This is a genomic window from Pseudactinotalea suaedae (genome assembly GCF_009733815.1).
Taxonomy (GTDB): Bacteria; Actinomycetota; Actinomycetes; order Actinomycetales; family Beutenbergiaceae; genus Pseudactinotalea; species Pseudactinotalea suaedae.
In genome coordinates, this window is the sequence record NZ_WNXY01000008.1 from 224594 (window position 1) to 237014 (window position 12421).

At 69.3% G+C, this 12421-nt stretch carries 12 protein-coding genes; 8 read left to right on the plus strand and 4 right to left on the minus strand.

From position 1 onward, the window contains the following. Positions 1–13: 13 nt before the first annotated feature. The 3 genes from GPA04_RS14290 to GPA04_RS14300 all read right to left on the minus strand — a co-directional run bounded on the left by GPA04_RS14290 (position 14) and on the right by GPA04_RS14300 (position 3065). Positions 14–934, minus strand: coding sequence for a carbohydrate ABC transporter permease (locus GPA04_RS14290; RefSeq protein ID WP_241680806.1), 921 nt, complete (start codon positions 932–934; stop codon positions 14–16). Between the two features lie 2 nt (positions 935–936). Continuing rightward, positions 937–1800, minus strand: coding sequence for a carbohydrate ABC transporter permease (locus tag GPA04_RS14295; RefSeq protein ID WP_241680807.1), 864 nt, complete (start codon positions 1798–1800; stop codon positions 937–939). 113 nt (positions 1801–1913) lie between these two features. Beyond that, a complete protein-coding gene (locus GPA04_RS14300) occupies positions 1914–3065 on the minus strand; it encodes an ABC transporter substrate-binding protein (protein ID WP_241680808.1) in 1152 nt (383 codons plus the stop codon). 343 nt (positions 3066–3408) lie between these two features. Between GPA04_RS14300 and GPA04_RS14305 the strand changes: the two genes are divergently transcribed. The 3 genes from GPA04_RS14305 to GPA04_RS14315 all read left to right on the plus strand — a co-directional run bounded on the left by GPA04_RS14305 (position 3409) and on the right by GPA04_RS14315 (position 7739). Then, a complete protein-coding gene (locus tag GPA04_RS14305) occupies positions 3409–4248 on the plus strand; it encodes a DeoR/GlpR family DNA-binding transcription regulator (RefSeq protein ID WP_156224855.1) in 840 nt (279 codons plus the stop codon). After that, entirely contained in the window at positions 4241–5686 is a 1446-nt protein-coding gene (locus tag GPA04_RS14310; protein WP_156224856.1) for a sulfatase family protein, read from the plus strand. Before GPA04_RS14305 ends, GPA04_RS14310 begins: the two co-directional genes overlap by 8 nt. Before the next feature lie 196 nt (positions 5687–5882). Further along, the gene (locus GPA04_RS14315) at positions 5883–7739 is read left to right on the plus strand and encodes a hypothetical protein (RefSeq protein WP_156224857.1); all 1857 of its coding nucleotides are present in this window, start codon (positions 5883–5885) and stop codon (positions 7737–7739) included. A gap of 7 nt (positions 7740–7746) precedes the next feature. On the opposite strand, the gene GPA04_RS14320 is transcribed toward GPA04_RS14315, so the two are convergent. After that, positions 7747–8835, minus strand: a complete 1089-nt coding sequence (locus tag GPA04_RS14320) for a diacylglycerol/lipid kinase family protein (protein ID WP_241680809.1) — start codon at positions 8833–8835, stop codon at positions 7747–7749. Positions 8836–9060: 225 nt separating this feature from the next. On the opposite strand from GPA04_RS14320, the gene GPA04_RS14325 reads away from it, so the two are divergent. The 5 genes from GPA04_RS14325 (at position 9061) to GPA04_RS14345 (ending at position 12406) form a co-directional block, all read left to right on the plus strand. Beyond that, the gene (locus GPA04_RS14325; RefSeq protein ID WP_156224858.1) at positions 9061–9666 is read left to right on the plus strand and encodes a SipW-dependent-type signal peptide-containing protein; all 606 of its coding nucleotides are present in this window, start codon (positions 9061–9063) and stop codon (positions 9664–9666) included. A gap of 116 nt (positions 9667–9782) precedes the next feature. Next, positions 9783–10349, plus strand: coding sequence for a hypothetical protein (locus tag GPA04_RS14330; RefSeq protein ID WP_156224859.1), 567 nt, complete (start codon positions 9783–9785; stop codon positions 10347–10349). Continuing rightward, positions 10346–10822 carry a hypothetical protein gene (locus tag GPA04_RS14335; RefSeq protein WP_156224860.1) on the plus strand — a complete coding sequence of 159 codons (477 nt, stop codon included), beginning with the start codon at positions 10346–10348 and terminating at the stop codon, positions 10820–10822. The genes GPA04_RS14330 and GPA04_RS14335 overlap by 4 nt, the downstream gene beginning before the upstream one ends. Beyond that, the gene (locus tag GPA04_RS14340) at positions 10813–11403 is read left to right on the plus strand and encodes a signal peptidase I (protein ID WP_156224861.1); all 591 of its coding nucleotides are present in this window, start codon (positions 10813–10815) and stop codon (positions 11401–11403) included. The genes GPA04_RS14335 and GPA04_RS14340 overlap by 10 nt, the downstream gene beginning before the upstream one ends. 22 nt (positions 11404–11425) lie before the next feature. Further along, positions 11426–12406 (plus strand): formylglycine-generating enzyme family protein, encoded by a 981-nt coding sequence (locus tag GPA04_RS14345; protein WP_156224862.1) that lies wholly within the window; start codon positions 11426–11428, stop codon positions 12404–12406. Positions 12407–12421: the final 15 nt, after the last annotated feature.

The following is a 12421-nucleotide window of genomic DNA, read 5'->3' on the forward strand; positions in this document are numbered from 1 at the left end:
CGGTGGTGGCGCGTCAGCTCTTGACGGACCCGGATGTCATGCCGCCGATGAAGTACCGCTGGAAGAAGATGAAGAGCAGGATCACCGGCAGCGAGCCCAGCACGCTCATCGCCATCATCTGGTTCCAGTCGTAGGAGTGCTGGCCCATTAGCAGCTGGATGCCGATCGGAACGGTGCGCATGTCGTCTGTTCGCGTCAACGTCAGCGCGAACAAGTACTCGTTCCAAGCGATCATGAACGTATACATGCCGACCGAGACCATGCCCGGTACAGCGATCGGGATGAGGATCCGCCACAGCGCCCCGAACGAAGATGTCCCGTCGACACGTGCTGCCTCGTCGAGCTCCTTGGGCAACGTGTTGAAGTACCCCGTCATCATGATGATCGCGTAGGGCAGTGTGAACACCATGTAGGTGAGGATCAGGCCGGGGTAGGTGTTGTACAGACCAAGTGCAACAACGAGACCGAAGTACGGAATCAGCAGCGTGATCGGCGGCACAGCCTGCACCGAGATCACCGCGATGTTGACGATGCTCTTGCCGGGGAAGTCGTAGCGGCTGAAGGCGTACGCGGCGTGCACGGCGACGAGCAGCGTCAGCACCGCCACCGCGAGCGAGACCACGTAGGAGTTGACGAAGAAGCGCAGCTGCCGGGGATCGTTGAGGATCGCGAGGTACGGAGCCAACGACGAGTTCTCCGTGAGCAGCTGGGGCGGGTACGCGAAGATCTCCGGATTGGACTTGAACGAGGAGAACAACATCCAGATCACCGGCGCACCCGCGAAGAGTGCCCCGAGGATCAGGCCCACCAGGGTCAGCGTGATCGCCACCCTGCGTCGGCTCACCGAGGTCATCTTGCGCGGCGGTCGGCGCCCGGTGCGCACACCGGTCACGGGTGCCGTGGGCGGCACCGGGGTCACGGTCGTCGTCGTCATGGTCAGTCCCTCGCTCGCTGGTGTCGGACGTAGGCGAAGGCCAGCACTGCGGAGATCACCAGGACGACGACCGCGCTGGCCGAGGCGGCCGAGAACATGTACTGCGAGAACGCGAGCTTGTAGGTGTAGGTGGAGAGCAGCTCGGTCCGGTCCAGCGGACCGCCGCCGGTCGTCATCCAGATCAAGGTGAACTGGTGGGATGTCCAGATGATGTCCAGCAGCAACATCGAGATGATGATCGGTCGCAGCTGGGGAAGCGTGATCGAGAAGAACTTCCGGATCAGACCTGCCCCGTCGACCGAGGCCGCCTCGTACAGCTCGGCGGAGATGCCCTGGAGGCCCGCCAGCATGCTGATCATGAAGAACGGGTATCCGCACCAGATGTTGATGAGCACGACGGCGAACAGCGCCAGCTTCGGGTCGGCCAGCCACTCCTGGGGCGAGTCGATCACGCCCGTCGACACGAGCAGGTAGTTGAAGACACCGCTCGGGTTGAGGATGAGCCGCCACAGGACTGCGACGATCGCGACCGTCAGCAGCCAGGGCAGCACGAAGATGGTGCGGAAGAGCGTCTTGACCCAGTGCGGGAGCAGCTGCGTGTTGAGCAGCATCGCGAACCCGAGGCCGAGGAACAGGTGGGCGACGACCGACGCCAGGACAAACACCGAGGTGTTCTTGATCGCGGCGTGGAACTGGCTGTCCCCGAAGATGTCGAGATAGTGCTCGAATCCGATGAACTCCGGGTTCGCGTTGGTGATGACGTTGTTCTGCAGGGAGTACCAGACGACCATGCCGATCGGCAGCGCCATCAGGACTGCCAGAAGGACCAGCGTCGGCGACAGGTAGCCGAAAGCGGCGGCTGTCACCTTGTGCTGTCTGCTCTGAGCCACGACTGTGAGGCCTTTCTTGCGGCTGACTGCGGAGGAGGGGTGGCGGCGCGAAGGGTGTGGGCGATGGGCCCTCCGCGCCGCGCAGGCGGCTAGAAGATGCCTTCCCACTCCGTCTGGATGTTCCCGAGCGCCTCGTCGACCGGCTTGTCCTCAGCAAGCACCTGCTGCAGCTCCTCGTCGAAGACCCGCATCAGCTCATCGGCCAACGGCAGGCCCGTGAACTCACTGACGGGATAGCCGGCTTCCCAGATCGTGAACGCGTCCTCGAACAGGGGGTCCGATTCGGTGAAGTCGGGAGTCACGTTGGCGTTACCAGGAAATCCGTTCGCCAAGGCGCTGAGCTGCCCGTTCGCTCCCTCGCTCATGAGGAACTCGATGAGCTTCCAGGACTCCTCAGGGTGCTCGCTGTTGGCCGACATCCCGATGCCCCAGGACGCGTAGCGCACACCTGACTCACCGGTGTAGCCGTCCTCGACGGGCAGCGGCACCACGGAGAAGTCCAGGTCCGGGCTGTTCTCACGGATCAGGTTGATGTGGGCCAACGAGGACACCATCATGGCGACACGTTCGTTGGTGAACTCCTCGACCTTGTCCTGCTCGGCCATGGTGAGACCACCTGGTGCGATCACCCCGGCGTCCCACATCTGCTTGATGAAGTCGACGGTAGAGGTGACGTCTTCGTTGTTGACGGCGGGACCGCCCTCGTCGGAGAGCATGGTGCCGCCCGAGGCCCAGGTCCACGGCATGATGTCGATGTTGATGCCGTTGGGCTTCTCAAGACCGAGGGCCGCGATGAACCCGGCCGCTCCGCTGCCGGAGTCCGTGACGGCCTGAGCCGCGGCCATGAACTCGCTCCGGGTGGTCGGGACCTCCACACCGGCCTCCGCCAGCAACTCGTTGTTGACGAACATCGGGTAGGCGAAGTTGACCACCGGGATCATGCGGGTCGAGCCGTCTACCTGGACCTGTGCGGCGAGCTGCGAGTCGTCGTAACCGGCGTCGGACATCGCGGCGGACAGGTCGGCGATCGAACCCTGCGTCGCGAAGTCGTGCACCCAGGCGCCGTCGAGACCGAGGACATCCGGCATGGTGCCGGATGCCGACCCCGCGATGACCTGGTCCTTGATCGAAGCGTAGGGCCCGGAGAGAAGCTCGACGTCGATGCCGGGATTCTCCTCCTCGAACTGCTCGATCAGGGCAGCGAACTCCCCATCAGGAAGTTCGGGCTCCCACCACTGCATGAATTCGATCGTGACGTCTCCGCCCTCGCTCGCGCCGCCACCGCTTGCGCCGCAGCCTGCCGCGAGAGCGGCGACGCCGAGCGTGGCCACAAGTACCTGGCTCCGTGGACGCCAGCGGGTGTGTCGAACAGCGCTGTTCATAGCTCCTCCAAGTGTGCTGCCGGTCTGGCACCACTGCTGTGTGGTGCGCATTCGTGCCGAAGTGGTGCGTGATACTTGCATGTTTCTGCGCAATCGTGCAAGAGTCTTCGTAGAAGTTGTCGGCCTGAGCGCAGGAACGCGCACTCTAGAGCCGGTACGTTTCGGGCATGACAGCAGCATGGCGGGCGAGGGAGGCTGACCGATGAGCGCAGTGGGCATCGATCCGTCGGACGCTGCGGGAGGAGAGCTACCCGCGGTCCGCCGCGACCGGATCGTCGGATTCGTGGAGGCCGCCCGGCAGGCCAGCGTTCACGAGATCGCCGAGCACTTCGACGTCTCGCCGGACACCGTCCGACGCGACCTCACCGCCCTCCACAAGGACGGGCAGCTGACCCGGACCCGCGGCGGCGCCGTTGCCAACTCGCTCCTCAACAGCCCCGACCGCGAGCTCCGGATCCGGCAGATGCTGCAGGAGCAGGAGAAGGCCCGCATCGGCGAGCTGGCGGCACCACTGATCAAGAACGCCGCCGTGGTCGCATTCAACGGCGGCACCACCACGCTGGCCGTTGCGCGCAACCTCACCGATCACCGCGAGCTCACGGTCGCGACCAACAACCTGAGCATCCCCTTCGAGATCCCTGCCCACGCTGTCAACAATCTCTACGTGTTCGGGGGCGATGTCCGCTTCAGCTCCCAAGTGACCATCGGATTCACGTCGTTCCCGGATGTCGAAGTTCCCGGGATGGTGCACTTCGACATCGCGATCATCGGCGTCGGCGGTGTCACCACGGAGGGCTACTCGGTGAGCAACCTGGGCGAGGCTTCGATGATGCGGCAGATGATCCGCCGCTCCACCACGGTCGTCGTCGTCACCGACGCCACCAAGTTCAACCGACACCAGTTCGCGCTGGTCGCTCCCCTCAACTCCGCACAGCACCTGGTCACCGACTCGCCGCCACCCTCTGACGTCCAGGAAGCACTGGAGGCCGCCGGGGTACGGCTGCACGTCGACGCCCCCGAAAACGAGGACCTCGATGCCTGAGACGAGCGCGCCCGACCGGCCCAATGTCGTGCTGGTGATGACCGACCAGCAGCGCCACGACACGATCGCCGCGCTCGGGTACTCGCACATGGTCACGCCGAACCTCGACCGGCTGGTCAGCGAGGGCGTCGCCTTCGGGCACGCGCACGTGACCGCTCCGTCGTGCACGCCGAGCCGCGCGAGCTTCTTCACCGGCCTGTATCCCTCGGGCTGCGGCGTGCTGCGCAATGACGAGTCGTGGCCGCGCACGTGGGTCGAGGATCTCGCAACTGCGGGCTACCGCTGCGTCAACGTCGGGAAGATGCACACGTTCCCCTACGAGGCGCCAACCGGGTTTCACGAGCGCCACGTCGTCGAGAACAAGGACCGCGGCACCCCCACAGTGCCCTACCTGCTCGACAACTGGGACAAGGCGCTGCACGCAAGCGGCGTCACCAAGCCGGATCGGCGCACGTTGCGCAACGAGCCCGACTATCACGAGCGCCTCGGCGCGTTCGAGTGGACGCTGCCGGAGCGGCTGCACGCCGACGCGTTCGTGGGCGCGATCGCCACGCACTGGCTCGAAACCTACCCCGGCGACGAGCCATTCTTCCTCCAGGTCGGGTTTCCCGGCCCGCACCCTCCCTACGACGCGCCGGCGCGGCTGCTCGACCTCTACGCCGATGTCGATCTGCCCGAGGTCAACCGCGACGAGGCGGAGTTCGCGGCGATGCCGCCGCAGGTGCGTTCCGTCCGTCGCGAGCACCTTGAGCACGACCACGACTCGATCGTCCACCTGGAGCACCCCACACCCGAGCAGCTGCGACGCCAGCGGATCCACTACTACGCGAACGTGACGCTCATCGACGAGCAGGTCGGAGAGCTGATCAGCGCGCTCGAGCGGCGCGGTGTGCTCGAGAACACCGTCATCATGTTCACCTCTGACCACGGCGACGCGCTCGGCGACCATGGTCTCTCGCAGAAATGGACGATGTACGAACCTGCCGTGCGGGTGCCCGCGATCGTGCACGCGCCCGATCGGTTCCGCCCCCGGGCGACGGTGCCTGACCTGATCTCCCACTTCGACCTCGGAGCGACGATCCTCGAGCTCGCTGGCGTCGAGCAGCTGCCGGGCGTCTCAGCACGATCGCTGATGCCCGCACTGCTCGGGCAGGAGTGGACGGGCCGCGACGTGGTGTTCGCCGAGCAGGCTCGCGACGGTATCCAACGCGAGTCCGAGATGATGACTATGACTTACGACGGCCGCTGGAAGCTCGTTTCCTTCTCCGATGCTGACGATGGTCAGCTCTTCGACCTGGTTGCCGACCCCCAGGAGCGCCAGAACCTGTGGGACGACGGCGCACACGCGCACGAGAAGGAACGTCTGCTCGACCACACCGTCCGTTGGCGCCGCGACGTCCTGTTCAGCTCCCGTGACTGGTGGCGCGCCGTCAGCTGATCGGTCGATCCCGCCCGACCCGCTGCAACGCTGGACCGCCATCGAGGGTGCCAAGCCGATCATGCTGTCCGGCTCGCGGCCGACGACTGGCGCGATGAGATCCACATCGTCGCTGGTGTCCATCATGGGACGGCGGTCACAGCGGTGCGAGGCCGCCCGGGGTGACACGTGATCGAGGAGCAGCGATGATCGGGTCATGCGTCAGCCCGGGTCGCCGTTGCGGGTGCTGGCGGTGCTCGTCGTGGCCGTGCTGCTGATCGTCCTGCCGCACACGCCCGCGCACGCCGACGAGCCACCCTGGTCACCCGCCGGCTACGAGCTGCAGGACGACGCGGCGTACCTGATCGACGGCGAGTCGCGCTGCTCCGAGGGAGGGCGTTGGACGTGGGCGAGCGGCAGCGAGCAGGTCGGGCTCATCCTCGTACCGTGCGAGAGCCCGACCGCTGCGCAGGCGGCAGCATCGGGGCAGGTGCTCTTCTCCGAAGACCACCCCGAGGAGAAGGTCCTCGACGTCGAGCACGTGAGCTGGTCGGAGTCCGACGGCGTCGCCCTGCGCGTCTGGGTGCAGGAGACCACCATCGTGGTGCTCGCGACGAGCGTTCCAGGTGGGGACGCGGCCCAGGCGTTCGAGCTGGGCGCCGAGCACGCACCCGACCTGGCCGCGGCTCTGCCGGGTGACCCGCTGCCGCCGGAGGCCGACGGTTACGGCGTGCAGGGCATCCTCATCGCCGCTCCGCTGATGATCTGGCTGCTCCTGGTGCTGCCCGCACGCGCCGTGGTGGCGCTGCGCCGCCCGCGTTACGACGTCGCCACGGCCGAGCCCCGGTGGCGGGACATCACGCCGGCCGCTGCCGCGCTGACCCGGCGCCGGCGCTGGCGCCGCGCCGGGTGGTGGGTCACCGGAATCGCGCTCGGCCTCGTGGTCTTCGGGGTGCTGAACACGGCGCTCGGCGCCGTGGTCGACGGCGTGGCGCGCGTCCTCGTCGGCGTGCTCGGCACGGTCGGTGGCGTCGTGATGGTGCGCAAGAACGCCGCACTGCCGGTCGAGCACGCCGGTCGGTTGCCGACCACGCTCGGGGCGCGCGCCTGGTGGGGCACCGCGCTCAGCGCGCTCGCCTACGCCCTCGCGATCGGTGTGGTGCTCGGGACCGCCCTGGCAGCGGTGGCCAGCGTGGTCCTGCCTCCGGCGGACCGGATCCCCTCGATCGGGGAGATCGCGGCAGCCGGGTCCGCGGCGCCGGTGCTGCTGCTGGTCACGGTCGGGCTGCTGATACGGGACTCGATGGTGCTGGTGCTGCTGGGCGTGGTCGCGCTGCTGGTGGCGGTCGCCGGGATCGACGCGCTCGGGCGGCGGTTGCGTGCGGCGTCGCTGCGCGAGGTGCTGGTCGCCGACCCGCGCCCGCCGATCCTGTACCTGCGGTCCTTCGACGAGGACCGCCTCACGCTCCCTGCCACCCTGCACCGGCGCGGTCTGATGGACACGCTGAACGTCATCCGACGGCGCCGCTTCGAGGAGGCGATCGTGGTGCAGCTGCAACGCAGCGGCCCGGTGGTCGCGATCGCCCCACCCGGTGCGCGGCTGCCGAAGATCGGCGCCGCACGCGCCTCCTACGGGCACGACGAGTGGCAGGAGAAGGTGACCGAGCTCGCTCAGCGAGCCGCCGTCGTCGTGCTCTCGGCGACACCGTCATCGGTACGTGAAGGATTCGGCTGGGAGATCGACCTGGTGGCGAACCGGCTGGAGCACGGCCGCGTGATGGTGGTCGTGGCGCCGTGGCGCGGTCAGCTCGCGCGCCGCTGGGAGGCGTTCCGCAGCTACGTCTCGTCGCTGCCGTTCTTCGCGGACCTCGCGAGCGCGTCGCTGCCCGACGGGCTGCTGGTCGCCGCCCGCACCAGCCGGTGGGGCTGGTCGTCCTGGGGAGCGACCAGACGGACCGACGTGACCTACGCCGTCGCGATCGATCATGCCCTGCACGCGCTCGGCGAGGACATGGCCGGTCTCGACGACGACCCCGACGCCGTCGACCCGTTGCTCGCCGATGCCGGCGCCTAGCGAGGACTCAGGGCACGCGGACGGTCAGGCCCTGGGGCTCCACGCTCATCGTGAAGGCGACCACGTCACCCATCTCGTCGCCGTCGAGCTCGAACGGCTCCGGCGCGTTGAGCCGGACCTCGATGCGCTCGCCGCGCAGGTACTTCAGCGCGTCCAGCTGCATCGAGCCGCCCTTGTTCAGGGGCAGCGTCGTGGAGTCCGGCTTGCGGCGCATGATGCGGTGCTCCACGAGCACGCGGAAGATCACCGTGGCCCAGCCGACCGCACCGTCCGGTCGCAGCGCGACCAGGTCCAGGACGCCGTCGTCGATCTCGGCGTCGGGGAGCAGCACCACGTCACCGGTCAGCATGCCGACGTTGCCCACCATCAACGTGTGCACGCGAGCCTTGCGGGGCTCCGAGCCGTCGATGCGGTAGCCGAGCCTGATGCGGCGGCCACCCTTCAACGAACGACCGATCGCCTGCACGTAGGCCAGCCAGCCGGCCTTCTTCTTCAGCTCGGAGTCGGTGTTGACCAGCATCTGCGCGTCCAGCCCCACGCCACCCAGCACCAGGAACACGCGCTCCTCGACCTCGCCGCCGTGCTCGCGACGCAACGCGGCCACGCCGAGGTCGATCTGGCGCTCCTCGCCGGCGAAGGCCGTGGAGACCGCGGTATCGACGTCGTCGAGGACGAGCCCGAGGTTGCGAGCCAGCAGGTTGCCGGTGCCGCTCGGGATCAGCGCGAGCGCGACGCCGCTGCCACGGAGGCCTTCAGCAACAGCGCGGACCGTGCCGTCACCGCCGGCGGCGAGCACCACACCGACACCCGCCTCGACGGCCTCCCGCGCCATCGCGACGCCCGGGTCCTCGGCGCTCGTCTCGATCCACAGGCTCGACTCGTAGTCGCCCTTCTCCTCCGCAGCGGTGACGGCGGCCTGCAGCACCTCGCGGTCGACCTTCGTGGGATTGAAGATGATCGCCGCGCGTCGCGGTGGCGGCGGCTCACCGTGCTCGGCGACCTTCTCGGCGGTCTCGCGCGCCGTGGTGACGGCGGCCATCGCCGGATCGGTGTTCTGGGTCGGGCCGCTCGGGTCCGGGATCGTCTCGCTCGTCACAGCCTCATCGAACCCTATGGATGCCGATGCGGGGACCGCTTCACCTTCATGGTGCGCACCGTCACAGGGTCGAGGGGGCGACTGCGCTTGACCGGCATTGCTAGAGTCGTCAACCAAACGAGCCGCGTTGACGGCGCCATTGGGGGCGCCCTCTGATCCGCCGGCGTCGTCAACAGTCGGGGAAATCGGATGAGCACCACAGCGTCAGCAACGTCACGCACAGGTATGAGCAGGAAGGTCCGTGCGCTGCTGGCGGGCGGCGTCGTGCTCGGGATCGGCGCAGCGGCGACCCTCGCCGCCTGGAACGACAGCGAGTTCGCGACCGGGACCTTCAGCTCCGGTGTCTTCAACCTGCAGGGCTCGACCGAGGGTGCCGCCGAGGGATACGCCGACCACGCCGCCGCCGACGGCGCTGCCGCGCTCGGGTTCTCGGCAGGTTTCGACAACCTCTCGCCCGGTGACGTCACCTACGCGCCGTTCTGGGTGCGGCTCGACGCGGGCACCACCGCGCCCGCCACCCTCGACCTGGTCGCGATCGACTCGACCGACACCACGGGCACCAACTCGGGCCAGCTCGGCTACTCGGTGTACGCCATCGACGCGGCCGCCGATTGCGACGAGACCGCGACCGGCGGCACGCTGCTGGGCACCGCGACGACGCTCGCGGACGACGCGGAGATCGCCGGTGGCACCACCGCGCTGCCCGTGGGCGACCCGACCACCGAGCCGGGTGCGGCCACGCAGCTGTGCTTCATCGTGACCGCGGCCGCCGGCCTGGGGCAGGGTGGCGAGACCACCGCCACCTGGCAGCTCACCGCCACCACCGACTGAGACCCGGAGCCGGGAGCACCCGGATGGGACGCCTAGCACGAGCTGCCGTCGCCGCGGCGGCCGTGCTCGCGTGCCTCCCCGCCGCCCCGGCTGGGGCAGCCACCGCGGAGCAGGTCGTGACCGGCGAGCACTTGCAGCTGGTCTCGGTGACGAGCGACGCCATGGCCGCGCTCGCCCCGGGCCGGGCCGCGACGTGGGACGTCGGGGTCAGCGTGATCACCGCCGGCGAGGCGACCGTCGACGTCTCTCTCCGGGTGCTCGACGCCACCGCGAGCGCCTTCGAGGTCGCGGTCTCCCGGTGCGACCAGCGCTGGACGGCGGAGGGCTGCTCGTCCGGCGAGCTCCCGCTGCTCGAGGCGCCGGTCACGGTCGGCGAGAGCAGCACGCTCGGCTCGACCGACGCCGGGAGCGACCCCTGGTACCGCGTGACGGTCACGATGGTGGGTGAGGCCGACGCCGCCCAGGCGACCCTGCAGCTGACCGCCGACGGCGTCGGCGAAGAGCTCAGCACCGGCACCGATCCGGGTGCTCCGGTGCCCGCTGCTCCGGCGCCCGGAGCCGGCTCGCTGCCGGACACCGGCGCAGCCGTGGTCGGGCAGGCCGCCCTCGCCGTCGCGGCCGCGCTCACGGGCGTGGCGCTGGCCGGACTGGCTCGCCGGCGATCGCGGCGGGAGCTCACATGAGCGCCCGGCCCGGCATCGGCCGGAGGAGCGTGCGACGGCAGGTGGCGGCGCTGCTCGCCGCGCTCGGGCTCGTCGCCGCGCTCTCGGCCACCCAGAGCACCGGCGCCACCGAAGCAGCGTGGCAGGACCACGAGCACGCGCGGGCCGCGACCTTGACGGCCGGCCTCGCGACGCCGGTACAGAACACATGTGGCGTGTCGCTCGGCGCACTCAACGCGACCTGGAGTGCATCGCCACGCGTGTCAGCCGTTCCGATCACATACTCCTATCGGGTCCTGTTCCTTACTGGCGGCGTCGCCCGTGACTGGACTTCCGTCGGCAGCGACCGATCGTTGACCATCTCCTTGAGCCTCCTCGCGATCGGGAGCTACACGCTGGAGATCCGCGCAGACACACCCACCCTCACGAGCGGTTCTCTGCGTGCCAGAGTGAACGTCCTGACGTCGCTCCTCGGCAACTGCGCATGGCTGTGACCGCCCGCCACCGGGCTGCTTCAGCGACCGTGGCGGCACCGCTGCCGCGCCGCATCCTCACACGGCTGGGCTCGATGCTGCTCACGGTCCTCGCGCTCCTCGGCCTCGGCTGCATCGTCCTCGTCATCCTCGGGTGGACGATGAACATGTCGTTGATCATGTTCAGCACCGGGTCGATGGCACCGGCGATCCCCGCCGGCTCGGTGGCGCTGGTGCAGGAGGTGCCCGCGACCGACATCGACGTCGGTGACGTCGTCACGGTCGACCGCCCCGGCCAGCTCCCGGTCACGCACCGGGTCACGGAGATCCTCGAGACCGATGGCGACCTGGTCACCTTCACCATGCAGGGTGACGCCAACGCCGACCCGGACGTCCACCCCTACACCGCCGAGGCGGTTCGTCTCGTGCACGGCCACGTCCCGGGGATCGCGAACCTCGTCGCCGGGTTCCAGAACCCGGTGATCCTCGGCGCCCTCACCATCGGCGCGGCCTTCCTCGTCACGTGGGCGTTCTGGCCTCGTCGGCACGAGGACCCGGACTCGCCCACCTCCGAGCCGGACGCCCCCGCCGAGCAGTCCTGAGCCCGGCGTTACCCTCGAAGCCGTGAGCGACTCCTGCTGCGCCCCCGGTCGCGGGGCGGCCGTGACGCTGGCCACCACCCCCACAGCCGGCGCCACAGCGCCGGCGACCGCTCCGCCGTCGGCGGACCGGAACGGGACCCTCGAGCGGGACGTGACTCCCGCCGTCGAGCTCCCCGGTGGGTCGTTCCTCATGGGTGGCGCCGATCCGGACGCGAACCCCCTCGACGGCGAGGGGCCGGTCCGCGAGGTCCGGCTCTCGCGGTTCGCGATCGGCGCGACGCCGGTCACCACCGCGCAGTTCGCGGCGTTCGTCGACGCCACCGGCTACGTCACGGAGGCCGAGGAGATCGGCTGGTCGTTCGTGTTCGCGGCGTTCCTGCCGGCCGCGCTGCGGGCCGCGTCGCAGCGCGTGGCTCAGACGCCGTGGTGGTGCGCGGTCACCGGCGCGACCTGGCAGGCGCCCGAGGGGCCAGGCTCCGACCTCGCCGAGCGCGCCGACCACCCGGTGGTGCACGTCTCGTGGCGCGACGCCGAGGCGTACGCGGCCTGGGCCGGTGGCCGGCTGCCGACCGAGGCCGAGTGGGAGTACGCCGCCCGCGGCGGGCTCGAGCAGGCCCGCTACCCGTGGGGCGAGGAGCTCACGCCGGGCGGCGTGCACATGTGCAACATCTGGCAGGGCCGTTTCCCCACGAAGAACACCGTGGAAGACGGCTACCGCGGCACCTGCCCGGTGCACGCGTTCCCCGCCAACGGCTACGGGCTGCAGGGAGTCGCCGGCAACGTGTGGGAGATGGTCGCCGACCGGTGGGAGACCCAGCACCCCGCCGGGCCGCTCACCGACCCCACGGGCCCGAGCCAGGGCGAGGCTCGCGTGATGCGCGGCGGCTCCTACCTCTGCCACGACTCCTACTGCAACCGGTACCGGGTCGCGGCCCGCACCCAGAACACCCCGGACTCGGCGTCCGGCAACCAGGGCTTCCGGATCGCCTTCGACCGCGGGTAGCGTCGCCGGGCGGTC

What these genes read in the sequence shown, in the direction of transcription:
- GPA04_RS14290 (WP_241680806.1), bottom strand. Translation starts at nt 934, where the DNA reads ATGACGACGACGACCGTGACCCCGGTGCCGCCCACGGCACCCGTGACC.
- GPA04_RS14300 (WP_241680808.1), bottom strand. Translation starts at nt 3,065, where the DNA reads ATGCAGTGGTGGGAGCCCGAACTTCCTGATGGGGAGTTCGCTGCCCTG.
- GPA04_RS14305 (WP_156224855.1), top strand. Translation starts at nt 3,409, where the DNA reads ATGAGCGCAGTGGGCATCGATCCGTCGGACGCTGCGGGAGGAGAGCTA.
- GPA04_RS14310 (WP_156224856.1), top strand. Translation starts at nt 4,241, where the DNA reads ATGCCTGAGACGAGCGCGCCCGACCGGCCCAATGTCGTGCTGGTGATG.
- GPA04_RS14315 (WP_156224857.1), top strand. Translation starts at nt 5,883, where the DNA reads ATGCGTCAGCCCGGGTCGCCGTTGCGGGTGCTGGCGGTGCTCGTCGTG.
- GPA04_RS14325 (WP_156224858.1), top strand. Translation starts at nt 9,061, where the DNA reads ATGAGCAGGAAGGTCCGTGCGCTGCTGGCGGGCGGCGTCGTGCTCGGG.
- GPA04_RS14335 (WP_156224860.1), top strand. Translation starts at nt 10,346, where the DNA reads ATGAGCGCCCGGCCCGGCATCGGCCGGAGGAGCGTGCGACGGCAGGTG.
- GPA04_RS14340 (WP_156224861.1), top strand. Translation starts at nt 10,813, where the DNA reads ATGGCTGTGACCGCCCGCCACCGGGCTGCTTCAGCGACCGTGGCGGCA.